The following is a 24,871-nucleotide window of genomic DNA, read 5'->3' as shown; positions in this document are numbered from 1 at the left end:
AATTTGGGGCGCACGCTTGGAAAACAGGGACTTGCTGGCTGATCTTGGCGAACGGTCAGGTGACATCGCGTTGCAATGCAGCGAAACGGCGGGCTTTCTGAGCGAGTTGAACTTGCGCATCCAGCAGGATTCGGCGCGCCTGTCGGATTTGCAGGCCAACATGAACACGCTTGCCACCAGCCAGAATGAAAGCGTTGCCGCCGCGCAGGAATTGAGCCTGACCGCGCGCCGCGCCGGGCGGATCATCGCCGACGGGCATGAGGTTGTCACCCTGTCGCTGGGCGAGGTGGCGGGGCTGGTCGAGCATGTCACAGGACTTGAGGGGCATTTGCGCCAGTTCCTGTCCGTGATCGAAGCGGTGGGCGACATTTCCGACGAATTGGGCGCGATCGCGCGGCAGACGCGACTGCTGGGCATCAATGCCGCGATCGAGGCGGCACGCGGCGGGGAGGCGACGCAGGGCTTTGCCGTGGTGGCCGATGAAATCCGTCGACTGGCGGGGCAGGCAGGCGAATCGGCGGCTTCGGTGGGCGACAAGCTGGGCCAGCTGGACCGCGATGCGCGGCGGCTGATCGGCGGAGTGGAGGCCAATATCGTGCGCGGGCGCGATGTCGGTACGCATATCGACAGGTTGCGGCTGAGCATGGCGGAGATCGCGTCGCTGGTGACGCAATTTGCCGAGCGGTCCGACGCGATCGTGACCTGCACTGACGAGGCGGATGGCGATGTCGCGGCGTTGCGGCAGGGGCTGGCGCTGTTCAGCCAGTCGGCGAGCGAGAGCGCGACGCGGGTGGAGGTGGCGCGCGGGCAACTGGAAGGGCTGGAGGGGATGGCCAACGCCATGCTGGATACCGCTGCCCACGGCCCGCAACGCACCCGCAACAGCCGCTATATCGCGCTGGCCGAGGAAGGCGCGGACGAGGTGATGGCGGTGATTCATCGGGGGATTGCAGACAATCAGCTCAGCCTGGCGGACCTGTTCGATACCGATTATCGCCGGATCGAGGGTTCCGACCCCGCGCAATATCAAACCCGTTTCACTGCCTTTGCCGACACGCTGCTGCGCCCGACGCTGGACCGGCGGACCGGGGAGGACAGCGCGATCGTCGGGTGCTGCCTGATCGACATGAATGGCTATCTGCCCACCCATATCAGCGCGCGCAGCCAGCCGCAGCGGCCGGGCGATCCGCGCTGGAACATGGAACATGCGCGCAACCGGCAGATGTTCATGGACAGCCAGACCCGCCGCGCGCTGGACGGGGAGGGGGATTTTTTCCTGTTCACCTATCGGCAGGATCTGGGCGAGGGCCGCTATCGCGCGCTGCGCAGCGTGTTCGTGCCGCTGGTTTTTGAAGGGCGGCGCTGGGGCCTGTATGAGGTCGGCTATCTGATCTGACGGATTGGATCAGGACAGGCTGTCGGCAAGACCGGCGGGCATAGGGACATTTGCGGATGGAGGGTGCGGCTGGACCGGCATAATCAGGAAGCCAATCGCCCAACGCCCTTATGCCCGGAGTTCCGTCCATGAAAACCATCCTGCTGCACATTCATGAGGATAACGCCCAGAACAGCAGGATGGAGGTTGCGCTGGATATTGCCCGCGCGACCGGCGCGCATATCCGCTGCCTTCAGGTGACGCCGGTGATCGAATTTGTTTCGGCGGATATGTATGGGGGCAGCTATGTGCTGCCCAGCGACATCGACGAGATACGCAAGGCTGAGGACAAGGTGAAGGCGAAGGTTGAAGCGCGGTTGCAGCGCGAAGGCGTGGCATGGGACTGGCGACACAGCGATGGCGAGGTGGTGCAATGCCTGCTGTCCGCGTCGCGGCTGGCCGATGCGATCGTCGTGACCTTGCCGACGCCGGGGCGCCGCGCGATCGGCGATCCGCTACCGATCGTCGCTGACCTTGCGATCAGCAGCCGCGCACCGATCCTGGCCGTGCCGCAGGCGTGCCAGAGCTTTGCCTGTCAGGGGCGGGCGATGGTGGCGTGGGACGGATCGCATGAGGCCGCCGTCGCCCTGTGCGCCGCCAGGCCGCTGCTGGCGCTGGCTGGCGAGGTGCATGTCGTCACGGTCGAGGAAAAGACCAAGCGCGATTTCCCCCCGATCGACGCCAGCGAATATCTGTCGCGCCACGGCATTGCGTCGGAAATCCACGAATGGCCGCGCAAGGGGCGCACGGTCGAGGAGGCGCTGGCCGCTGCGGCCGACGAACTGCGCGCGGACTGGATCACTATGGGCGCCTTTGGCCATAGCCGCCTGCGCGAGACGATCTTTGGCGGGGTCACCCGCTACCTGCTCAGCGAAGCGCGAGTTCCGCTCTTGCTGGCGCACTGATTTCCGGTCAGTGATGGGCGATGGCGATCAACGATGTCGATCCGCGCGATGATGCGCACAGCCTGGAACAGGCGTTGCTGGGGTCGATCCTGGCGACGGTGCCTGACGCCTTGATCGTCATCGACGCACGCGGGCGCATCATATCGTTCAGCTCGGCCGCACAGCGCATGTTCCATTATAGCGAAGCCGAAGTGCTGGGCGAGAATGTGGCGATGCTCATGCCATCGCCCGATCGCGAGCGGCATGATGGCTATCTCGATCATTATCGCGAGACAGGCGAAAAGAAGATCATCGGCATCGGCCGCCTGACCACGGCGCGGCGGCGCGACGGATCGACTTTCCCGATCGAACTGGCGGTGGGTGAGGTGCATGATCAGGGGGAGCCGCTGTTCACCGGTTTCATCCGCGATCTGACCGAACGGCAGCGCACCGAGCGGCGGGTGCAGGATTTGCAGGCGGAACTCAGCCATGCGTCGCGCGTCACCGCCATGGGCACGCTGGCCGCCGCGCTGGCGCATGAACTCAACCAGCCCCTGACCGCGATTGCCAATTATATGGAAGCGGGCCGCGACCTGCTGGCACAGGACGGCGCGATCGATCGCGCATTGCTGGGCGAAGCCATGGACGAAGCCGCGACCCAGGCGCTGCGCGCGGGGGAAATCATCCGGTCGCTGCGCGAATTCATCCGCCGGGGCGAAGCCGACCGCCAGCCCGAAACGGTCTCCACCTTGTTGTCGGAAGGGGTCGCGCTGGCCTTTATCGGCATCAACAGCCGGGGCATCGACATGGACATCGCCGTCGATCCGCGTGTCGGCCGGATCATGGCCAACCGCGTTCAGGTGCAGCAGGTGATCATCAACCTGGTCCGCAATGCCGTGGAAGCCATGGAGGGGCGGCCGATGCGTATCCTCCATCTGTCGGCGACGCCGGATGAGGAAGGCCGGGTGGAAATCATCATCGCCGACAGCGGCCCCGGCCTTGATCCTGCGGCCGAACGATCGCTCTTCACCCCGTTCAGCACCACCAAGCCCACGGGCATGGGGGTTGGCCTGTCGATCAGCCGCACTATCGTCGAAGGCCATGGCGGTCGCATCTGGACCACGCGATCACGCTGGGGCGGGGTCGCCTTTCACTTCACCCTTGATCCTGCGGATTGACGCCATGACCCAACCTCCGATCTATGTCGTCGATGATGATGAGGCGATCCGCCGGTCGCTGAGCTTCATGCTCAAGACGAGCGGCTTTCCGGTGCAGAGCTTTTCGGGCGGCTTGCCCTTCCTCAAGGAGGTCGCCGGGCTGGACCAGGGCTGCGTTCTGCTCGACGTGCGGATGCCGGACATGGACGGGCTGGAGGTGCAGCGCGAACTGCGCGCGCGGGGGATCGTCCTGCCCGTCATCATCATGACCGGTCATGGCGATGTTGGCATGGCGGTCGCTGCGATGAAGGCGGGCGCGACCGACTTCATCGAAAAGCCGTTCGAGAAGGCAGCGTTGCTGGATGCCATCGCCGCCGCCTGCGCACAGGTTGCCGCGCATCGCGATGCCGGTGCCCGGCGCGACGAAGCCCAGGCGCGCCTCAACATATTGACCGATCGTGAGCGTGAAGTGCTGGCCGGGCTGGTCGAAGGGCTGCCCAACAAGTCGATCGCCTATGATCTGGGCATTTCCCCCCGCACGGTGGAAATCCATCGCGCCAATCTGATGCAGAAGCTGGACGTGCGCAGCCTGTCTGAAGCGCTGCGCATCGCCTTTCAGGCGGGGCTGGAATGAGGCTTGATCAGGGACATTACGGATAGGCGCATGTCGCCCGCTGCGTCAGGCAGCGATCATGATGATGCATTTTGATCTGGCGCAAACCGCGCCCGCCGCCGCCCCGGTCCCTTGTCAGGATGCCAGCTTCTGCCAGCAATGCGACGTGCGCGCGCGCGCCATTTGCGGTACATTGGAGGATGACGAGCGCGTTGCGCTCAATCGCCTGGGCAGGCGGGTCACGGTGCAGGCCGGACAGACGGTGATGTGGGAGGGCGACGATGCCACCATCGTCGCCAATGTCATCGAAGGCACGCTCAAATTATCAGCATCCACCGGCGACGGGCGCGAACAGATTGTGGGGGTGGTCTATCCATCCGATTTCATCGGCCGGCCCTTTGGCCGCAGCACCCCGCACAGCGTCACCGCGCTGACCGATGCACGATTGTGCCTGTTCACCCGTGGCGCGTTCGATGGTTTTGCCCGCACCCATCCCGAACTGGGCCATCGCCTGCTGCAACGCACGCTCGATGACCTCGACCGGGCGCGGGCCTGGATGCTGCTGTTGGGCCGCAAGAATGCGCGGGAAAAGATTGCGACCTTCCTGCTTGATATGTCGCACCGGCTGGCGGGGGAGGGCGCAGGGCCGCTCGACAGGTTCGCGCTACCCCTTTCGCGCCAGCAGGTGGCCGATGTGCTGGGCCTGACGATCGAGACGGTCAGCCGCCAGATGACCGACATGAAGCGCGCCGGAATCATCGCGCTGCCCAACCGGCGCACGGTCGAAATTCTGGACCGCGACCAGTTGGCCTGCTGCGCCGAAGCGGCCTGATCGGCCAGTTTCGGCCGGGATAGGGACATTCCCCTACAGACCCCGATCCCCCCTTTTGACAGAGGACAAGGACAGTCGAAGCCCGGCCGTGCAGGCGCGGCGACGAACATATCTCCTGGGGGATAAGCATGGAACAATTGGTCATCAAGGCGGGCGGATGGTTCGCACTGGCCCTGCTTGCAGCCGCTGCGGCAGTCATGGCGGCGGACACCGGCTTTGCCGTCCACATGACGATCGTGGCAGCGACTGGACTGCTGCTCGCGGCGCTCACCCTCAATCGCGCCGATTATGGCGCGATCGTGCGTGGCGCGCTCAAAATGCCCGATCCGGGGCGCTATGATGACGACATGATCCGCTGGGGCGTGATCGCGACGATATTCTGGGGTCTGGCCGGGTTTCTCGCCGGGCTCTACATCGCGCTCCAGCTGGCCTTCCCGGCGCTGAACCTGGGGATTGAATATACCAGCTTCGGCCGGTTGCGGCCGCTGCATACGTCTGCGGTTATCTTCGCCTTTGGCGGCAATGCGCTGATCGCGACCAGCTTCTACGTCGTGCAGCGCACCTGCCGCGCGCGGCTCGCCTTTCCCGCCATGGCCCGCTTCGTGTTCTGGGGCTACCAGATGTTCATCGTGCTGGCGGCAACCGGCTATCTGCTGGGCATTACCGAAGGCAAGGAATATGCCGAGCCGGAATGGTATGTCGACCTGTGGTTGACGATCGTGTGGGTCTGCTACCTGCTGGTCTATGGCGGCACCATCATGCGCCGCAGCGAACCGCATATCTATGTCGCCAACTGGTTCTACCTGTCGTTCATCATCACCGTGGCCATGCTGCACATCGTCAACAATCTGTCGATGCCGGTCAGCCTGCTGGGGTCCAAAAGCTATAGCGCCTTTGCGGGCGTGCAGGATGCGCTGACCCAATGGTGGTACGGCCATAATGCCGTGGGCTTCTTCCTGACCGCCGGTTTTCTGGCGATGATGTATTATTTCGTGCCGAAACAGGCGGAACGGCCGGTCTATAGCTATCGCCTGTCGATCATCCACTTCTGGTCGCTGATTTTCCTCTATATCTGGGCGGGTCCGCACCACCTTCACTACACCGCGCTGCCCGACTGGGCGCAGACGCTGGGCATGGTGTTTTCGATCATGCTGTGGATGCCCAGCTGGGGCGGGATGATCAACGGCCTGATGACCCTGAACGGTGCCTGGGACAAGATCCGCACCGACCCGATCATTCGCATGATGGTGATGGCACTGGCCTTTTACGGCATGTCGACCTTTGAAGGCCCGATGATGTCGATCAAGGCGGTCAACAGCCTGTCCCATTATACCGACTGGACGATCGGCCATGTCCATAGCGGCGCGCTGGGCTGGAACGGCATGATCACCTTCGCCTGCCTCTATTATATGACGCCGCGCCTGTGGGGCCGGGAACGCCTCTATTCGCTGCGGATGGTCAACTGGCACTTCTGGCTCGCGACCGTCGGCATCGTTCTCTACGCCGCCGCGATGTGGACCGCAGGCATCATGCAGGGGCTGATGTGGCGCGAATATGGGAGCGACGGCTACCTCGTCTATGCCTTCTCCGAAGTCGTGAAGGCCATGTTCCCCATGTACGTCATCCGCGCAGCGGGCGGTCTGCTCTATCTGGCTGGCGCGATCATCATGGCGGTCAATATCGGCCTGACCATCGCGGGACGCCAGCGGCAGGAAAAGCCGATGCGCGACGCAGCCTTCGATCCCGCCGCAGATCGTCCCCTCCAGCCGCACGCCGCGTGACGGAGACACCGACATGGAAACCAAGACAAAACGCAAATTTTTCGATCATGGCCGATTGGAGCGTAACGTCTCCCTGCTGGGCATCGCGTCGCTGATCGTCGTCGCCATTGGCGGCATCGTGGAGATCGCGCCGCTCTTCTGGATCGACTCCACGATCGAGAAGGTGGAGGGGATGCGCCCCTACACCCCGCTCGAACTGGCCGGGCGCAATATCTACATCCGCGAAGGCTGCTACAACTGCCATAGCCAGATGGTCCGCCCGTTCCGCGATGAAGTCGAACGATACGGCCATTACAGCCTGGCCGCCGAAAGCATGTATGATCATCCCTTCCAGTGGGGGTCCAAGCGCACCGGGCCGGACCTGGCGCGCGTGGGCGGCCGCTATTCGGATGAATGGCATGTCCAGCATCTGGTCGATCCGCGCGCCGTCGTGCCGGAATCGATCATGCCGACCTATCCTTTCCTGGCGGAACGCGAACTCAAGGCAGGCGATATGAGCGGCGACCTGACCGCCCTGTCGCGCGTTGGCGTCCCCTATGACAAGGCCGCCATCGCCGCCGCCAATGAGGATTTGAAGGCGCAGGCCGATCCCACCGCTGACAGCACGGCGCTGGTGAAACGCTATCCCAAGGCGCAGGTGCGCGATTTCGACGGCGATCCGGCCAAGCTGACCGAAATGGATGCGCTGGTCGCCTATCTCCAGATGATCGGCACGCTGGTTGATGTCGATGCGGCAGCCCCGCAGGAGAAACCGCGATGAGCTATGACGCTATGCGGCATTTCGCAGACAGCTGGGGTCTGGTTTTCATGGGCCTCCTATATCTGATCCTCATCGGCTGGCATTTCCGTCCCGGCGGCAAGCGCCGCAGCAGCGACGCCGCCATGATGATCCTCACCGACAGTGAAGCGAAGGGAAGCGACCATGGCTGACCCGACCAGAAGCAAGATTGACCAGCCCACCGGAACCCCGACCATGGGGCATGAGTGGGACGGGATTGAGGAACTCGATACGCCCCTGCCGCGCTGGTGGCTGTGGACATTCTATGCCTGCATCCTCTTTTCGATCGGTTATGTCGTCGCCTATCCGGCGTGGCCGCTGATCGACAGCTACACCACCGGGATGCTGGGCTGGTCCAGCCGTGGCGATCTGGCGCGGGAGATGGCGACGCAGGCGGAGAAGGTGGCGCCGATCCACCGTGCCATCGCCGCGACCCCGATTGATGAACTTCCGGCCAGGCCCGCGCTGATGCAGGCGGCGGTCGAGGGTGGCCGTGCCGCCTTCAAAGTGCATTGCGTCCAGTGTCATGGGTCCGGCGCGGCCGGGTCGAAGGGCTATCCCAATCTCAATGACGACGACTGGTTGTGGGGCGGCGATCTTGCCACCATCGAAAAGACGATTGTTGATGGCATTCGCAATCCCGATCATGCCGAAACCCGCATTTCGATAATGCCTGCTTTTGGCCGCGACCAGTTGATGACGGCGCAGCAGGTCGACGATGTCGTTGCCCATGTCCGCACCATCAGCGGCCAGCAGAAGGGTGACGCGGCTTCGCAGCGCGGGGCGACGCTCTTTGCCGACAATTGCGCGGTCTGTCACGGCGTAGCAGGCGAGGGCAATCGTCAGTTGGGCGCACCCAAGCTGACCGACGGCATATGGCTTTATGGCGGCGACGGGGAATCCCTGCACCAGACCGTGTGGAACAGCCGCCAGGGCGTGATGCCACGCTGGGGCGACAGGCTGGACGCGGCGACGGTACGGATGCTCGCGGTCTATGTCCACAGCCTGGGCGGGGGCGAGGCTGCGCCGCGATGATCATTCCCTGCTCCAAATTCCTGCCTGTTTCCGGGAGGGGGACCGATCGCGAAGCGATTGGCGGAGGGCGCGCGCGTCAACGCACGCTCCCTCCGGCAGCGCTGCGCGCTGCCACCTCCCCTTGCAGGGGAGGAATGGGGGAATGACCACCGCTCCCCTGTCCCTCTACGAAAAGCGCAAGGGCGTCTATCCCAAGGCGATCGATGGCTTTTACCGTCGCCTCAAATGGGCGGTCATGGTGGTCACGCTCGCCATCTACTGGATCACCCCCTGGCTGCGTTGGGATCGCGGACCCTATGCGCCCGATCAGGCGGTGCTGATCGACCTGGCCAATCGTCGCTTCTACATGTTCGCGATCGAGATATGGCCGCATGAATTCTATTATGTCGCGGGCCTGCTCGTGATGGCGGGTATCGGCCTGTTCCTGGTGACCTCCGCTGTCGGGCGCGCATGGTGCGGCTATGCCTGTCCCCAAACGGTGTGGACCGACCTCTACCAGCATGTCGAACGGTTCATGGATGGCGATCGCAACGCCCAGATACGTCTCGCCAAAGCACCCTGGAGCATTTCCAAGATCGCCCGGCGGATCGCCAAATGGAGCGTCTGGCTGGTCATCGCCTTTGGCACCGGCGGCGCGTGGATATTCTATTTCGCCGACGCGCCGACGCTCCAGCACCAGTTCTGGACAGGAACGGCAGCGACCGTCGCCTATGCCACCGTCGCCGTCCTGACCGCGACCACCTTCGTCCTGGGCGGCTTCATGCGCGAACAGGTGTGCATCTATATGTGCCCGTGGCCGCGTATCCAGACCGCGATGCTCGATGAAAAGTCGCTGGTCGTCACCTACAAGCATTGGCGGGGCGAACGGCGGGGCAGCCTGAAGAAGGCGCAGGCGCAACCCGACGCCTTTGGCGACTGCATCGACTGCGACCAGTGCGTCGCGGTCTGCCCCACCGGCATCGACATACGCGAAGGACCGCAGATCGGCTGCATCACCTGCGCGCTCTGTATCGACGCCTGCGACAAGGTGATGGCGCAGGTCGGGCGGCCACGCGGATTGATCGACTATTGCACCGAAGATGACGCCACTGCCGAAAAGGCGGGCCGTGCCCCACGCTCGGTCATCCGGTCACTGCTGCACGTTCGCACCCTGGTCTATCTCACGCTGTGGAGTGGGATTGGTGGGGCGATGCTGTTTGCGCTGGGAACCCGTACGCGCATCGACATCAGCGCGCAGCAGGATCGCAACCCGATTGCCGTGCGCCTGTCCGACGGCGCTATCCGCAACGCCTATATGGTCAAGTTGCGCAACATGGAATCGCGTCCCCGGACCATGCGCGTCGCGGTAGAAGGACTGCCGGGCGCCAGCCTGTGGACCGACCGTGACGACAGGGGCGACGCTCGCGCCGCGATCGACACGATCGTCCCGGCCGACAGCGTGGCCAAGTTGCGCATCTTCCTCGCCGTGCCCGGCGCCGGGCCTGCGCGCCAGGATTTCGCCTTCACCGTTCGCGCGACCGATCGCGAAGGTGGCACCGACCGCGAAGCCGCTCATTTTGAAAGGCCGCAATGATGTCCAGCTTTCGCCTCAACGGTCGCCATGTCGCGGCGATCTTCGTCAGCTTCTTTGCCGTGGTCATCGCGGTGAATGTCCTGATGGCCAGTTACGCCGTTGGGGGCTTCGGCGGCACGGTGGTCGACAATAGCTATGTCGCGAGCCAGCGCTTCAATGACTGGCTCGCCATGGCGCGACGGCAGGATGCCCTTGGCTGGCGGCAGGAAACGCGCCTGGACGCCGGACGCCATCTGGTGCTGACGCTGGTTGGGCCAAGCGCGACGCCGACGTCGGTCAGCGCGACGGCCGAACATCCGCTGGGGCGCGCTGCCGACATTCCTTTGCGCTTTGAGGCGCAGGCGGACGGCCACTGGCGCGCGGTAACCCCGCTGCCCGCTGGGCGATGGATCATCCACTGGACCGTTCAGGCCGACGGCCAGGACATGCGCTTTCTGGAAAGGAACGGATGATGCAGGGCGTGCCTGTCACCTTGTCGCCCGATCCGGTCGTGCGGGACACGGCCCATAGCATATTCGCGGTGCCCGACATGCATTGCGCCGGCTGCATCGCCAAGGTCGAGCGCGGGCTGACCATGTTGCCGGGTATCCATGCCGCGCGCGTCAACTATTCGGCCCGGCGTGTCGCCATCACCCATGATCCGGCGCTGACCGTGCCGGACCTGCGCGCGGCAATTGCGGGCATCGGCTTTGCCGCCGAGCCACTGGCCGATCCGACGATCGACGTGGAGAGTGCGCAGGACAAGCGACTGTTGCGCGCGCTTGCCGTCGCGGGCTTTGCGTCGATGAACATCATGCTGCTGTCGGTATCGATCTGGTCCGGGGCGATGGGCGCGACCCGTGAACTGTTTCACTGGCTGTCCGCCCTGATCGCCCTGCCGACCGTCGCCTATGCCGGGCAGCCCTTCTTCCGTTCCGCCATCGCTGCGCTGCGCGCGGGGCGCACCAATATGGACGTGCCGATCAGCATCGGGGTGCTGCTGGCAACCGGCATGAGCCTTTATGAGACGATCACCGGTGGCGCCCATGCCTGGTTCGACGGCGCGGTGATGTTGCTGACCTTCCTGCTGGCCGGACGATGCCTTGACGCCATGATGCGTGGCCGGGCGCGCGATGGCGTCGCCGCGCTGCTGCGCCAGACCGCACCGGGTGCCTATGTGATCGAAGCGGGGCAGCGTCGCTGGGTCGCCGCGCGGGCGCTGGTGCCGGGCATGATGATGCAGGTGGCGGCGGGCGAACGCTTCGCGGCCGATGGCGAAATTCGCGAAGGCAAGAGCAGCGTCGATCTTGCTTTCCTGACTGGCGAGAGCCAGCCGATGGCGGTCGGGGTCGGCGACGGCGTTCATGCCGGTGCGCTCAATATGGACGGGCCGCTGAGCGTCGTCGTGCGCGCCGCGGGTGCGGATACGCTGATCGCCGATATAGCCCGGATGATGGACGCGGCAGGGCAGGGCAAGTCACGCTATGTCCGCATTGCCGACCGGGCCGCGCGGCTTTACGCGCCTGCCGTACATCTGCTGGCCGCCCTGTCGTTTGCAGGGTGGATGATCGCGGGCGCTGGCCTGCATCAGGCGCTGCTGATCGCCACCGCCGTGCTGCTGATCACCTGTCCCTGCGCCCTTGGCCTGGCTGTGCCTGCCGCGCAGGTGGTGGCGTGCGGCGCGCTGATGCGGCGCGGCATATTGGTGAAGGACGGGTCCGCGCTGGAGCGGCTGGCCGAGGCAGACCGCGCGATTTTCGACAAGACCGGCACGTTGACGCTCGGTCGGCCCATGCCCGTGAACCTCGATGCGCTGCCGTCCGATGCCCGGCCCGTCGTGCTGGCACTGGCCCGTGCCAGCCGCCATCCGCTGAGCGCGGCACTGGCCGAGGCGCTGCAAAGACAGGGCGTCACCGCCGCCACGCTGTCCGACCTGCGCGAGGATGCTGGCGTTGGCGTAAGCGGGCTGTGGCAGGGAAGGGCCGTATCGCTTGCCCGGCCGGAACATGCGGGCAACTGGACCAGCCTTTCCACGGAATATCGGGAGGGCGAGCGCCATATTCTGCTGACCTTTGCCGACATGCTGCGTCCCGACGCCGCCGCGACGGCAGCCGACCTGCGGACTCTTGGCCTTGATCCCATCATCGCGAGCGGCGACCGGCCCCAGGCGCTGCACGATGTCGCCGTCGCGACGGGCATGTTGGCGACGGGCCATATGAGCCCGCAGGCCAAGCTGGCGATGATCGAGCGGCTCAAGGCGCAGGGGCATCGTGTGCTGATGGTGGGGGATGGCCTGAATGATGGTCCCGCGCTCGCGGCGGGGCATGTCAGCCTGGCCCCATCCTCGGCCAGTGATGTCAGCCAGTTGGCCGCCGATGTCGTGTTTCTGGGCGACAGCCTGGCATCCGTCGCGGTTGCCGTGCGTGCGGCGCGGCGCACGCTGGCGGTGGTGCGTCAGAATTTCCTGCTCGCTGTGGGCTATAATATATTGGCGGTGCCGCTGGCGATTGCCGGGCTTGTCACCCCCCTGGTCGCTGCTCTGGCCATGTCCAGTTCGTCGTTGATCGTCATTGCCAATGCCCTGCGTTTGCGGCGGGCTGCGCGATGATCGGCCTTGCCCTCCTCATTCCCATTGCCCTGCTGCTGGGACTGGTCGGGCTTGGTGCCTTCTTCTGGGCGCTGACGGCCGGGCAATTTGACGATCCCGACGGTTCGGCGCTGCGCATCCTGAATGATGATGATTGATCCGCCGCGCTGAAGCCTGTCCCTTCAGTTCAATATTATCGGGCGAGCAGGTTCAGCGCGCGGGTCATCAGCGCAATGAAGCGCGGCTCATCGACGCGGGCGGTGCCATCGTTCCAGCTGGCCGCAATCGCGAACCAGCGACCATCCTGTCCCTGCGCCAGAAAATTCATGGCGATGACGCCCGCCTCCGATCCGCCCTTATAGCCCAGATAGCGCCAGCGTTTCGCGTCGGCGGGCGCGATGCCGGGATTGACCGCCAGGATCGGCAGAACATCGCCGCCGTTGCGCCGCAGCCAGTCGAGCAGGTGAACCATATCGCGCGGCGTGGCGAACCATTCGATACTGTCGATCGCGGTCGGCATTTCCGCGACAGTGCCGATGTCCACAGCACCCGCCGTCAGCCGTTTGGCGTTCGCGGCGATCAGCGCGCGGCGCGCGTCTGGCGTGGCTGTGGCATAGCGGCGCGCAAGATCGGCATTGGCGGGCATTTTGAGTGCGAACGCCTCCGCCGTAGCCAGTAACGGTAGCGTCGCCGCCGGGCGGGCATGGCCGCTCAACCCGACCATCGCATCCACCCGCGCCCGCCCCAGCGCCAGCAACAGCGTGTCAGCCGCGCTATTGTCGCTCTCCGCGATCATCGCCAGCGCCAGACTGTGCAGCGTCATCGGCGCACCATCCGGGCTTGTCAGCAACCGTCCCGAAAAGCTCTTGTGTTCCAGCGGGATCACATCGCTCCAGCGCCGTTCTCCGGCTGCCACAGCGCGGGCGAGTTCCGCCATTATATAGAGTTTGAACGATGACCCGGTGGCCATCAGCGCGTCGTCGCGATGGCCATGCAGCCAGACCGGTCCAGCCTCGCCCAGCCGGGCTATCGACAGAGCGGCATGACCCGGCAGGGCGGCGATGTCGGCCAATAGCTTGTCCATGCTGTCACCGCTTTGCCGCGCGCCCACCAGTTGCAGGCCGATGACGCGGTTGGGCGCTTGCGGCGCGATCACCAGCGTGAAGCCGATCGTCGCCCGCTCATAGCGGATTTCCACCACGCCCGTCGTCGGGCTTTCCACCTGCACCGCCCCGCGTGCGACTGGCTTGCCATGCTGTTTGCGCAGATCGGCCGCCAGCGCGCGCCATTGCGCCACCGGCACCGCGTCCAGGAAAAGGGTCGAGAAATAGCTGTCCTCGCCGCCAGGGGCGCTGAGCATGTCGAGCAGTTGCGATGCCCGTTGCTGATAGGCGACAGTGGGTTGGGCAAGGCTGCCGGTCGGCAGAAAAATCACAAACAGGGTGATGAGGGTCAACCAGAGCCGCACACGCTAAATCCGTTCGTTTCGAGCGCAGTCGAGAAACGCGAAAGCAGACCAAGCGGCTTCTCGACTACGCTCGAAGCGAACGGGTGCCGGGGTTAAACGGCCCCTCATGCGTCGATCGCTTCCTCGTCCACTGCCGCCGCATTTTCCTGAATGAAGGCGAAGCGGTGCGCAGGGTTGGTGCCCATCAACCGATCGACCAGATCGCGCACGCTGGCGCGTTCCTCGACATCGGCGGGCAGGGTGATGCGGATCAGGCTGCGGGTCTTGGGGTCCATGGTGGTTTCGCGCAGCTGCATCGGGTTCATCTCGCCCAGCCCCTTGAAGCGGCTGACCTCGACCTTCTTGCCCTTGAATTCCTTGCGCATCAATTCCTCGCGATGCGCATCATCCTTGGCATAGAGGCTCTTGCCGCCCGCCACGATGCGGTAGAGCGGCGGCTGCGCCAGATAGAGATGCCCGCGCCGCACCAGTTCGGGCATTTCCTGAAAGAAGAAGGTCATCAGCAATGTCGCGATATGCGCGCCGTCCACGTCTGCGTCAGTCATGATGACGATGCGGTCATAGCGCAGATTGTCGGGGTTGCAGTCCTTGCGCGTGCCGCAGCCCAGCGCCAGGATCATGTCGGCAATTTCCTGATTGGCCAGGATCTTGGCATTGTTGGCCGACGCGACGTTCAATATCTTGCCCCGCAGGGGCAGGATCGCCTGCGTCTTGCGGTCGCGCGCCTGTTTGGCGGAGCCGCCTGCCGAATCGCCTTCGACCAGAAATATCTCGGTGCCTTCGGGATTGTCGGTCGAACAGTCGGTCAGCTTGCCGGGCAGGCGCAGCTTGCGCGCGCTGGTCGCTGTCTTGCGCTTGACGTCCTTTTCCTGCTTGCGCTTCAGCCGCTCGTCCATCCGGTCGATGACATAGGCCAGCAGCGCCTTGCCGCGATCCATATGGTCGGTGAGGAAATGGTCGAAATGGTCGCGCACCGCATTTTCCACCAGCCGCGCGGCGTCCGGGCTGGTGAGGCGATCCTTGGTCTGGCTCTGAAATTGCGGATCGCGGATGAACACGGACAGCATGATTTCCGATGACGTCATGATGTCGTCGGCGGTGATGTCCTTGGCCTTTTTCTGGCCGATCAGGTCGCCAAAGGCGCGGATGCCCTTGACCAGAGCGGTGCGCAGCCCCGCTTCATGGGTGCCGCCATCGGGCGTCGGGATGGTGTTGCAATACCAGCTATAGCTGCCATCGGACCAGAGCGGCCAGGCGACCGCCCATTCGACCCGGCCAGCGGTGCCGGGAAAATCCTGATTGCCCGCGAAGAATATGCTGGTCGCACATTCGCGGTCGCCGACCTGCTCTTTCAGATGATCGGCAAGTCCGCCGGGAAACTGGAACACGGCCTCGGCTGGCGTATCGTCGCTGATCAGTTCCGGCGCGCATTTCCAGCGTATCTCGACGCCCGCGAACAGATAGGCCTTGGACCGGGCGAGGCGATGGAGCCGCGCGGGCTTGAATTTCTGCTCGCCGAAAATTTCCGTATCGGGGATGAAAGTGACGGACGTGCCGCGCCGGTTGGGGGCCGCGCCGACTTTTTCGAGCGTGCTGGTCGGATGGCCCTGCGAAAAGCTCTGGCGGAACAATTCCTTGTTGCGGGCAACCTCCACGACCGTGCTGGTCGACAGGGCGTTGACCACGCTGATACCAACGCCGTGCAGGCCACCCGACGTCGCATAGGCCTTGTCGGTGAACTTGCCGCCCGAATGGAGCGTGGTCATGATGACCTCCAGCGCCGACTTGCCGGGGAATTTGGGGTGCGGATCGACCGGGATGCCCCGGCCATTGTCCGTGATGGTCAGCCGGTTGCCCGGCTCCAGCGTCACCTCGATCCGGGTGGCATGGCCAGCCACCGCCTCGTCCATGCTATTGTCCAGCACTTCGGACGCCAGATGGTGCAGCGCGCGCTCGTCCGTACCGCCAATATACATGCCGGGACGACGACGGACCGGTTCCAGTCCTTCGAGAACTTCAATGGCGGAGGCATCATAGCCGGGGGAGGATGTGGGCTGGGCGGCGAACAGGTCATCGGACATGATTGCAAGCTATAGGCAGGCGGGCGATCCGCGCAAGCGCTGTGCTGAAATGGCAACAGCAACAAAATGTTGCATTGCGATGTGAAACAAAACCCCAATTCAATCCGTTAGCGGTTCGCAGTTGGGTTTTGATACCCGATCAGGCGAGGAGATTTTTCAATGCATTTCAACCGTATCGCGCCACTTGGCGCCACCCTGGCGCTCGTCCTGGCGGCGTCGCCTGTCCTTGCGCAGGATAGCGGCACCGTCGACTGGACCGGTCCCTATGTCGGCGGGTCGTTCGGCTATAATTTCCAGAAGAAGGACGGCGCCGAGCATCTGCGTTTCGATACCGATGCCGATGGTGATTATGATGATGTTGTGACCACAACGACCGGTGCCAATGCCTTTTCCCCCGGCACCTGCGGCGGCGCAGCGCGTGGCTCTACCCCGGCAACAGGTTGCGATGATGACAAGGACGCGATCGGCTGGATGGGCCATGTCGGCTATGATCGCCAGTTCGGCAGCATCGTCGCCGGTGTCGTCGCCGAAGCGGGCAAGGCCTATATCAGCGACAGCGTGACCGAATATTCGACCACGCCCGCTTTCTACACCATGACGCGCCGGATCGACTGGAACGGCAATCTGCGCGCGCGCCTGGGCTACACCACGCCCGGCGGCATCATGCCTTATGTTACCGGTGGCCTTGCCTATGCCAAGGTCAAGAACAGTTTCGGCACCAGCAACGGCGCGAACAGCTTTACGCAGGTCGATGCCAAGGAAGATGCATGGGGCTGGACCGCAGGCGGCGGCATCGAAGCCAAAGTGTCCGACAATTTCTCGATCGGCGCCCGCTATCTGTGGACCCGCTATAATGTCGGCGATTATCGCGTCGATGTCGGCGCGGGCAGCGCGCCTGCAACCAACCCGTTCCTGATCACCCCATCGGGCGGCACGAGCATGAACCGTGGCGACAAGTTCGACACCCAGAGCGTGATGGTGACCACCAGCTTCCGCTTCTGATCGATTCTAAAAAAAGGGCCGGTTCCTGCGAAGGAACCGGCCCTTTTTTTGTGCCTTGGCCAAATTTCTTATCGAACCCTTGGCCCGCCAAACGGGAGCGGCGGGGGTGGGCGGCGGGTGCCGCGCGGCAATTGCGCCTGATAGGCGCGACCGCAATGTTCGACGCAATAGGGGAAGCCGGGGTTCACCTGCTCACCGCAAAAATGAAAGTCCGGCTCGCCCGGATGCCCCATCGGCCATTTGCAGATGCGCTCGGTCAGGTCGAGCAGCGATGTCTTGCCTGCAATCTCGGCGCTCGGCTTGGCGGGAACCAGACGGCGGGGCGGCGCAGGCGGGATCGGTGCCTGCTGATCGCCCGGACCCTGGCGCAGGAATCCGCCGGGACCAACCGACACGATGCGCGGCTGCGGCTTTGGTGCTACGACCGGTGCTTCGTCGGTGACGGGCGCAGGCGCGGCTGGAGCGGCGGCGGGCGTGAAGGCGCGGACCGGGGCAGGGGCTTGCGCCACTGGCGCGGGCGTGGCCGGGCGCGGCGCTGCCTCCACCTCGGCTGCCGGGGCGGCGCTTACCGGCTTGCGCGGTGGTACGGCTGCCTTTTTGGGCGCGTCATTGGCCTTGACCGGCGAAGGACGCGATTGCAGGCCCAGGCGATGGGCCTTGCCGATCACCGCATTGCGGCTGACGCCGCCCAGTTCCTCGGCAATCTGGCTGGCGGTCAGGCCGCGCTCCCACATCCCCTTGAGCTGGTCGATACGCTCGTCGGTCCAGGACAATGAAACACTCCTCAAAATATCTGGCTGCATCCCTATATGGGAAGTCGGTGCGCAGGTTCAAATCCGTGAACAGCGCCCTTGCAGCAAATCCTCCCAGCCGATAGTCGATCCCATCATGAACGACCAGCCCAAAATTGTCCCGACCCCGCCGACTCTGCCGCCATTCCCCGAACCGGGGGTGCCGGTGATTCGCAACATCAACTGGGCGGGCAGTTGGGCGCTCTATCTGAAGGAAGTGCGTCGCTTCATGAAGGTGCAGCTTCAGACGGTGTGGGGACCGGCGATTACGACCCTGCTGTTCCTGGTCATCTTCATCGTTGCCCTGGGCGGCAGCGGGCGCACCGTGATGCTGCGCGGGCAGGCGGTGCCCTTTGCCGATTTCGTCGCGCCCGGCCTCATCATCATGGGCATGATCAACGCCTGCTTTGCCAATGCCAGCTTCCCGCTGATGGTGGGCAAGGTGCAGGGCACGCTGGTCGATTATCTGATGCCCCCCATTTCGGTCGGCGAATTGTTGGGCGCGCTGGTCGCATCGTCGGTCACGCGCGCGCTGTTCGTCGGTTCGGCGCTGTGGGCGGCGATGGCGCTGTGGCCCGGTGTCCATGTCACCCCTGCGCATCTGTGGGCGGTGCTGTGGTTCGGGGTGATCGGCACCAGCTTCATCGCCTTTCTGGGCGTGCTGACGTCCATCTGGGCGGACAAGTTCGACCATAACGCCGCAGTCACCAATTTCCTCATCGGCCCGCTGGCGCTGCTGTCTGGCACCTTCTACTCGATCGACCGGTTGCCGCCCTTCTTTCAGGCGATCAGCCATGCCAACCCCTTCTTCTACATCATTTCCGGCTTTCGCTATGGCTTCGTGGCCGCGGCGGATACGAATATCGTCGTTGGCAGCAGCGTGCTGCTGGCGCTCAATATCGGCCTCGGCACGCTCTGCTACACGCTGTTGAAGCGCGGCTGGAAGATCAAGGCCTGACCGTCAGGAAAAGGCGGCCACGATCGGCATGACGGCGCTCAGGACGATCAGCATCGTCGCCGCCAGCAGCCAGTGATGCCAGCGGGGCAGGGCGTGATCGTCATCCTCTTGTTCCCACGGCCACATCAATGATCGACACCGCCAGCGCGCGTGGAGGTAATGCCTGCCTCGATCATCATGATTTCATAGATCCGTATCACCCGCGAAAGGGTGGTTGCCTTAGCATGGGATCGCGACGTTGCAAAACCATGGGCGACCCGTCCGCGTTCAGGCGATGGTTACATTTCTCTGCCACATGGGGCTGCGATACCGCTTCGCAGAATGAAGGCTTGATGATGAAGGTTGCCGCATGAAGATAGCCATAGTGTTCGGCACCCGGCCCGAAGCGATCAAGATGTTCCCGGTCATCCACGCCCTGCGCGCGCGACCGGGCATCGAAACCCGCGTCATCGTAACGGCCCAGCATCGCGGCCTGCTGGATCAGGTGCTGGAGATTGCCGGCATCGTGCCGGACGTCGACCTTGACGTCATGGTCCCGAACCAGACGCTCGACGGGCTGACCGCCAAGCTGATCGTCGAACTGGGCAAGGCGTTCGACGCCGAAAAGCCCGATCGCATCGTCGTCCATGGCGACACGCTGACCACCATGGTCGCCAGCCTGGCCGCTTATTATCGCAAGATCCCGGTCGCCCATGTCGAGGCGGGCTTGCGCAGCGGCGACATCCATCACCCATGGCCCGAAGAGGTGAACCGCCGCGTGGTTGCCTGCATCGCCGACATGAATTTCGCCCCCACACAGGCCGCCGCCGACGCGCTGCTGCGCGAAAGCCGTGACGCGGCCGGTATCCATATCACCGGCAATACCGTGATCGACGCGCTGCTCGCCACCCGCGACCGGGTGTTGGCCGATCCCTCGCTCGCCAGCGGGCTGGACGATCTCGCCGCGCGCTTTTCGGGCAAACGCATCATCGCCGTCACCAGCCACCGGCGGGAGAATTTCGGTGGCGGCATGGAGGCGATCGCCCGCTCCATCGCCGACATCGCCGCCCGGCCCGACGTTGCGGTCATCTTTCCGGTCCATCCCAACCCCAATGTCCGCCCGATCATGGACGCGGTGCTGGGCGACCTGCCCAATGTCGCGATGATCGAGCCGCTGGACTATCCCCATTTCGTTCGCCTGCTCGACCTGTGCCATCTGGTCCTGACCGACAGCGGCGGCGTGCAGGAGGAAGCGCCCTCGCTCGGCAAGCCGGTGCTGGTGATGCGCGAAACCACCGAACGGCCCGAAGGGGTGGAGGCTGGCACCGCCAAGCTGGTGGGCGCAGACCGCACCCGCATCGTGCGCGAAGTGCTGGCGCTGCTGGACGATGCGGATGCCTATGACGCCATGGCCCGCGCGCATAATCCGTTCGGTGATGGCCATGCGGCGGAGCGGATCGCCGGGGTGATTGCGGGATAACGCACCCAAATCTTCCTCTCCCGTAGGGGAGAGGCAACGAGACTTGGCGGCTTGCTGCCTTAGTCGCAGTGGTGAGGGCGTCCGCCCTGACGTTGGCGCACAGCCCCCTCATCCAACTGAGCCTAACCGATCCTGCGGATGCGGTAAGGCTCCATATCCTTCTCCCCCGCGGGGAGAAGGTCGATCTTCGCACCACCGTTACCGAAATCTTCAGCATTTCCGGGCAGAAACTGAGGCAAATCCTATTCTCATAAGGACTGCCCCTCCATGCCCGTCGACACCAAGCAGAAGGTTTCCGTCATTGGCCTTGGCTATATCGGCCTGCCGACCGCAGCCCTGATCGCCCGTGGGGGATGCCAGGTGGTTGGCGTGGATGTGTCCGCCCATGTCGTGGAAACCGTCAATTCGGGCCGCGTGCATATCGAGGAAGTCGATCTCGACGGGCTGGTGCAGGGCGTCGTCGCGCGCGGCAATCTGCGCGCCAGCCTGACTGTCGAGGACAGCGACGTGTTCATCATCGCCGTGCCGACCCCGGTGTCGGAGGATCGCGCGCCCGACATCAGCTATGTCCTCAAAGCTGCCCGCACCATCGCGCCCGTCCTGAAGGCGGGCGACACGGTGATCCTTGAATCCACATCGCCCGTCGGCACGACCGAGGCGATGCGCGACGTCATCGGCACCATGCGCCCTGACCTCAAAATGCCCGGCAAGGGCGTGCAGGGCGATATCGCCATCGCCTATTGCCCGGAGCGGGTTCTGCCTGGCCGTATCCTTGTCGAGCTGATCGATAATGATCGCTGCATCGGCGGCATCACCCCCCGTTGCGCGCGCAAGGCGCTGGGCTTCTATCGCCAGTTCGTGCGCGGTGCCTGCATCACCACCACCGCCCGCGCGGCGGAGATGGTCAAGCTGGTTGAAAACAGCTTCCGCGACGTCAACATCGCCTTCGCCAATGAATTGTCGGTGATCGCCGAGAATATGGACATCGATGTGTGGGAAGTGATCCGGCTGGCCAACCGCCATCCGCGCGTCAACATCCTCTCGCCCGGTCCCGGCGTCGGTGGTCATTGCATCGCGGTCGACCCCTGGTTCATCGTCCATGGCGACCCGGAAAATGCCCGCATCATCCGCACTGCGCGCGAAGTGAATGACGGCAAGACCGACTATGTCGTCGCCAAGGCATCGGACATGATCGACGCCTTCGCTGGCGAGGACATTGCCTGCCTCGGCCTCGCCTTCAAGGCGAATATCGACGATTTCCGCGAAAGCCCGGCGGTCAAGGTCGCCGCGCGTCTCGCCCGCCGCTATGGCCGCCGGATCAAGCTGGTCGAACCTTATGCCCATGCCCTGCCGATGGAATTTGTCGGGACCGGCGCTGAACTGATCGATCTCGATACGGCACTGGAACAATGTGGCGTGTTCGTCATTCTTGTCGATCATGACATGTTCAAATCTGTCCCCGTCGATGAACGTGTCGGCAAGGCGGTCTATGACACGCGCGGCATCTGGCCAGACCAGCCGCGCCGCATTGTCGAACCCGCACCGGGGCGCATCGCAGTCTGACAGGCGGCGGCTGGGCGCGATCCGTCGCGCCTATGGTTGCCATCGGGGTGCCGCATCGCTACCCCCCGGCCTCAATTGGGCCATAAGGGGGCAGATGTGCAGATGACCTTCAGGCAAATCCATGCCGCGATGACGGGCTGCGCATTGCTGTCGGCCTGTGCCAGCGTCGAGCAGGCACCGCGCGGTGAAGCCGCCTATGCCGTCATCCCGCCCGCGCCCGCCATCGGTGCCGACTATCGCCTATCCCCCGACGATGTGCTGCGCATCCAGGTCTATCATGAGCCGGGCCTGTCGCTGGAGGATGCGCAGATCAGCGCTGCGGGTACGGTGCGGATGCCGCTGATCGGCGATGTGCCCGTGGCTGGCCTGTCGTCGGGCGACGCCGCCGACCTTATCGCCACGCGGCTGGGCCAGCGCTATCTGGTGTCGCCACAGGTTACCATTTTCGTGAAAAAGGCGGTCGGCCGCCGCATCACCGTGGACGGCGAAGTGCGTGAGCCGGGCCTCTTCCCGTTCGATGGGCGTTTGACCCTCAGCCAGGCGGTGATGCTGGCCAAGGGACCGACCCGCCTCGCCAGCCTCACGCAAATTGTTATTGTGCGGCAGATCGACGGACAGCGGCAAGCCGCGATGTTTGATCTTGCCGCGATCCGGCGGGGAAAGGCTGCCGATCCCGAAATCCTGCCTGGTGATACGATCATCGTCGGCCTGTCACGGGCGAAGGCGATATTGGGCGGAACCCTGCTTGCCGCGCCAGCGCTTGCAGCCGGGTTCATCGCGCTGGACGGGAAAAATTGATGGCCGCGCCCATGATCATGGTATCGGACGAGGGCCGCGCCGCCCGCTTCGCCGCCACCACCCGCCATGGCTGGGCGGTATTGCGCCGCCATCGCGTGATCCTGTTCGTCACCATGGCCCTGTGCCTGCTGGCAGGCGCCTTGTTCATCCTGATGTCCACCCCCGATTATCGCGCAACGGCGTCGGTCGAGGTGCAGGACGTGCCCGCAGGCGCGGCAGGCGCGCAGGCCACCTCGCGCGTCGCACCGGGCGACATTGAATCGCTGATGCAGACCGAACTGGAAGTGCTGCGCAGCCGCGCCCTGGCCGAAGAGGTCGCGCGCGACCTGGCGCTGGTCGGCTCGCCCACCTTCTTTGCCGGGATGGACCGCAAGCGACCGACCGAGGGCGCAGGCAGCCTGACCCAGAGACAGGTCGAACAGGATATGGTCGTCCGCCTGCTGCGCGACAATCTGGAAGTCGATCTGCCCGGCAAGTCGCGCGTCCTGCGCATCAGCTTCGTGAGCGCCGATCCGGTCCTGTCGGCGCGCGTCGCCAACAGCTATGCCGACAGCCTGATCCGCGCGGACCTGAAACGCGGCTTTGAATCGGGTGTGCAGGCCCGCCGTTTTCTGCTGGGCGAACTGGATGGCGCGCGCAATGATCTGGCGCGGGCGGAGCGTGATCTGGCGGTCTATGCCGCGCGCACCGGCGCCGCGACGGACGAAGAAGGCAGCAAATCACGACCCGCGGAAGGCAGCATCACCGCCCGTCTTGCGCAGCTCAACGCCTATCATGCGCAGGCGCTGGCCGATCGGATTGCGGCGCAGAAGCGCTGGGAAGGAGCACGCCGGGCGAGTGCGGAAACACTGCCCGAAGTGCTGGGCAATGGCGCGATGCAGACTTTGATGGCGAGCCGCGCCGAAGCCCGCGCCGCGATTGTCGAGGAACGCCAGTTCCGCAAGGACGCTCATCCCGACATGCGCGAAGCCCGCGCGCGCCTGGCCGCGCTGGACGATCAGGCGGAGGTGATGGCCAACATGATCCGTTCGTCACTGCGCGAACAATATGAGGTCGCGCTTCACGGCGAAACCCAGATAGCCGCCGAAATCGCCGATCTGGAACGGCAGGCGCAGGCAGAGCGCGGACGTGACGTGCAGACCGGCATATTGGAACGGTCGGTCGATACCTACCGGATGCTGCATGACAGCCTGCTCCAGCGCTATCGCGACATGGCGTCGCAGGCCGGGTTTCAGGCCGGGCGCATCCAGCCGCTCGATCGCGCGGCGGTGCCGACCCGGCCCTTCTCGCCCCACATCGGCGTGACGCTGCTGCTGGCGTCGCTGGGCGGGATCGCGCTGGGTCTGCTGCTGGTCGCGGCGCGGCATATGTTCGACGATGCCGTGACGTCCGCGGATACGCTGGCGGAGCGGGTCGGCCTGCCATTGCTGGGCGCGGTGCCGGTGACCGGCGATGCGCCCCAGCCGGTCGACATTTTCTCGCCGCTCGCTTCATCGCTGCTGCTGGCATCCGCGGGCGGCCTGCCCCGTTCGATCCTTGTCACCAGCGCGCAGGAAGGGGAGGGCAAGTCACTGACTCTGCACGCCCTGGCGCTGGCGCTGGCGGGTCTCGGCAAGCGCGTGCTGGTAATCGATGGCGACATGCGCCGCCCGGTCCAGCACAGCCTGTTCCGCCTGCCCGCAGGGCGCGGCATCAGCGAATTGCTGACCGGGCAAGCGAGTGCGGATCAGGTCATTGTGGAAACCGGCACGACCGGCGTGGCGCTGATCCCCTGCGGCGCTGTACCGCCCAACCCGGCCGAGTTGCTGGCGACCCCTGCGCTCGAAGCCCTGCTGCTGTCCGTGCGCGACAGCTATGACACGGTGCTGATCGACGCGCCGCCGATCCTGGGCGGGACGGACGCTTTGTTGCTGGCGGGCAAGGCGCAGGCAAGCCTGCTGGTGGTCGAATGGGGCCGCAATCATCATGGCGGCCTGCGCGCCGCCGTGGACCGCCTGCGCCGCGCGGGCGGGGCGATCATCGGCGGCATCCTGACCAAGCAGCAGGGCCGAACGATGGAATATGATTATCACCGGGGCGGGTGAGGACTAATTCAAT

Annotated in this window: 23 protein-coding genes; 19 read left to right on the top strand and 4 right to left on the bottom strand. The window is 64.6% G+C overall.

Annotation, left to right across the window (positions count from 1 at the left end; genetic code table 11):
• The first annotated feature begins 31 nt into the window (after window positions 1-31).
• The 13 genes from EBBID32_RS15190 (at window position 32) to ccoS (ending at window position 12,812) form a co-directional block, all read left to right on the top strand.
• On the top strand, window positions 32-1,396 hold the full coding sequence (locus EBBID32_RS15190) for a methyl-accepting chemotaxis protein (RefSeq protein WP_006959973.1): 1,365 nt from the start codon (window positions 32-34) through the stop codon (window positions 1,394-1,396).
• A 128-nt stretch (window positions 1,397-1,524) separates the two neighbouring features.
• Window positions 1,525-2,340, top strand: coding sequence for a universal stress protein (locus tag EBBID32_RS15185; RefSeq protein ID WP_006959971.1), 816 nt, complete (start codon window positions 1,525-1,527; stop codon window positions 2,338-2,340).
• 20 nt (window positions 2,341-2,360) lie between these two features.
• On the top strand, window positions 2,361-3,497 hold the full coding sequence (locus EBBID32_RS15180) for a sensor histidine kinase (protein WP_006959969.1): 1,137 nt from the start codon (window positions 2,361-2,363) through the stop codon (window positions 3,495-3,497).
• A 4-nt stretch (window positions 3,498-3,501) separates the two neighbouring features.
• Window positions 3,502-4,110: a response regulator FixJ gene (gene fixJ / locus EBBID32_RS15175; protein WP_006959964.1), complete on the top strand. Its 609-nt coding sequence runs from the start codon at window positions 3,502-3,504 to the stop codon at window positions 4,108-4,110.
• Window positions 4,111-4,168: 58 nt separating this feature from the next.
• Entirely contained in the window at window positions 4,169-4,921 is a 753-nt protein-coding gene (locus EBBID32_RS15170) for a Crp/Fnr family transcriptional regulator (protein WP_006959961.1), read from the top strand.
• Between the two features lie 128 nt (window positions 4,922-5,049).
• On the top strand, window positions 5,050-6,702 hold the full coding sequence (gene ccoN, locus EBBID32_RS15165; protein WP_006959959.1) for a cytochrome-c oxidase, cbb3-type subunit I: 1,653 nt from the start codon (window positions 5,050-5,052) through the stop codon (window positions 6,700-6,702).
• A 13-nt stretch (window positions 6,703-6,715) separates the two neighbouring features.
• Entirely contained in the window at window positions 6,716-7,462 is a 747-nt protein-coding gene (gene ccoO, locus EBBID32_RS15160; protein ID WP_006959958.1) for a cytochrome-c oxidase, cbb3-type subunit II, read from the top strand.
• Window positions 7,459-7,632 carry a cbb3-type cytochrome c oxidase subunit 3 gene (locus EBBID32_RS15155; protein WP_006959956.1) on the top strand — a complete coding sequence of 58 codons (174 nt, stop codon included), beginning with the start codon at window positions 7,459-7,461 and terminating at the stop codon, window positions 7,630-7,632. Before ccoO ends, EBBID32_RS15155 begins: the two co-directional genes overlap by 4 nt.
• A complete protein-coding gene (gene ccoP / locus EBBID32_RS15150; protein WP_037491023.1) occupies window positions 7,625-8,515 on the top strand; it encodes a cytochrome-c oxidase, cbb3-type subunit III in 891 nt (296 codons plus the stop codon). The genes EBBID32_RS15155 and ccoP overlap by 8 nt, the downstream gene beginning before the upstream one ends.
• 142 nt (window positions 8,516-8,657) lie before the next feature.
• Window positions 8,658-10,088 carry a cytochrome c oxidase accessory protein CcoG gene (ccoG, locus tag EBBID32_RS15145; RefSeq protein WP_006959952.1) on the top strand — a complete coding sequence of 477 codons (1,431 nt, stop codon included), beginning with the start codon at window positions 8,658-8,660 and terminating at the stop codon, window positions 10,086-10,088.
• A complete protein-coding gene (locus EBBID32_RS15140; RefSeq protein WP_037491020.1) occupies window positions 10,085-10,540 on the top strand; it encodes a FixH family protein in 456 nt (151 codons plus the stop codon). The genes ccoG and EBBID32_RS15140 overlap by 4 nt, the downstream gene beginning before the upstream one ends.
• Window positions 10,540-12,675 carry a heavy metal translocating P-type ATPase gene (locus tag EBBID32_RS15135; protein ID WP_006959948.1) on the top strand — a complete coding sequence of 712 codons (2,136 nt, stop codon included), beginning with the start codon at window positions 10,540-10,542 and terminating at the stop codon, window positions 12,673-12,675. Before EBBID32_RS15140 ends, EBBID32_RS15135 begins: the two co-directional genes overlap by 1 nt.
• A complete protein-coding gene (gene ccoS / locus EBBID32_RS15130; protein WP_006959946.1) occupies window positions 12,672-12,812 on the top strand; it encodes a cbb3-type cytochrome oxidase assembly protein CcoS in 141 nt (46 codons plus the stop codon). Before EBBID32_RS15135 ends, ccoS begins: the two co-directional genes overlap by 4 nt.
• 35 nt (window positions 12,813-12,847) lie before the next feature.
• Here the strand turns inward: ccoS and EBBID32_RS15125 are convergent, their stop codons facing one another.
• Complete coding sequence (locus EBBID32_RS15125; protein ID WP_440590967.1) at window positions 12,848-14,101, bottom strand: serine hydrolase; 1,254 nt, start codon at window positions 14,099-14,101, stop codon at window positions 12,848-12,850.
• 125 nt (window positions 14,102-14,226) lie between these two features.
• Complete coding sequence (gene parE, locus EBBID32_RS15120) at window positions 14,227-16,203, bottom strand: DNA topoisomerase IV subunit B (RefSeq protein WP_006959942.1); 1,977 nt, start codon at window positions 16,201-16,203, stop codon at window positions 14,227-14,229.
• Window positions 16,204-16,362: 159 nt separating this feature from the next.
• Between parE and EBBID32_RS15115 the strand changes: the two genes are divergently transcribed.
• Entirely contained in the window at window positions 16,363-17,205 is an 843-nt protein-coding gene (locus EBBID32_RS15115) for an outer membrane protein (RefSeq protein WP_006959935.1), read from the top strand.
• A 68-nt stretch (window positions 17,206-17,273) separates the two neighbouring features.
• Here EBBID32_RS15115 and EBBID32_RS15110 read toward each other — a convergent pair whose 3' ends face one another.
• A complete protein-coding gene (locus EBBID32_RS15110) occupies window positions 17,274-17,978 on the bottom strand; it encodes a GcrA family cell cycle regulator (protein WP_006959933.1) in 705 nt (234 codons plus the stop codon).
• Window positions 17,979-18,093: 115 nt separating this feature from the next.
• Between EBBID32_RS15110 and EBBID32_RS15105 the strand changes: the two genes are divergently transcribed.
• Window positions 18,094-18,954 (top strand): ABC transporter permease, encoded by an 861-nt coding sequence (locus EBBID32_RS15105; RefSeq protein WP_006959931.1) that lies wholly within the window; start codon window positions 18,094-18,096, stop codon window positions 18,952-18,954.
• Window positions 18,955-18,957: 3 nt separating this feature from the next.
• Here the strand turns inward: EBBID32_RS15105 and EBBID32_RS25150 are convergent, their stop codons facing one another.
• Window positions 18,958-19,083, bottom strand: coding sequence for a hypothetical protein (locus EBBID32_RS25150; RefSeq protein ID WP_269213077.1), 126 nt, complete (start codon window positions 19,081-19,083; stop codon window positions 18,958-18,960).
• Between the two features lie 220 nt (window positions 19,084-19,303).
• Between EBBID32_RS25150 and wecB the strand changes: the two genes are divergently transcribed.
• The 4 genes from wecB (at window position 19,304) to EBBID32_RS15080 (ending at window position 24,858) form a co-directional block, all read left to right on the top strand.
• Entirely contained in the window at window positions 19,304-20,413 is a 1,110-nt protein-coding gene (wecB, locus tag EBBID32_RS15100; RefSeq protein ID WP_006959927.1) for a non-hydrolyzing UDP-N-acetylglucosamine 2-epimerase, read from the top strand.
• Window positions 20,414-20,680: 267 nt separating this feature from the next.
• On the top strand, window positions 20,681-21,976 hold the full coding sequence (gene wecC, locus EBBID32_RS15090) for a UDP-N-acetyl-D-mannosamine dehydrogenase (RefSeq protein ID WP_006959926.1): 1,296 nt from the start codon (window positions 20,681-20,683) through the stop codon (window positions 21,974-21,976).
• 102 nt (window positions 21,977-22,078) lie between these two features.
• Entirely contained in the window at window positions 22,079-22,774 is a 696-nt protein-coding gene (locus tag EBBID32_RS15085; RefSeq protein ID WP_006959924.1) for a polysaccharide biosynthesis/export family protein, read from the top strand.
• A complete protein-coding gene (locus tag EBBID32_RS15080; protein ID WP_006959922.1) occupies window positions 22,774-24,858 on the top strand; it encodes a GumC family protein in 2,085 nt (694 codons plus the stop codon). Before EBBID32_RS15085 ends, EBBID32_RS15080 begins: the two co-directional genes overlap by 1 nt.
• Window positions 24,859-24,871: the final 13 nt, after the last annotated feature.

The organism is Sphingobium indicum BiD32, assembly GCF_000382885.1.
GTDB classification, from domain to species: Bacteria; Pseudomonadota; Alphaproteobacteria; order Sphingomonadales; family Sphingomonadaceae; genus Sphingobium; species Sphingobium japonicum_C.
Note: the sequence above shows the minus strand (reverse complement) of the source record. Positions and strands in the feature narration are given on the sequence as shown.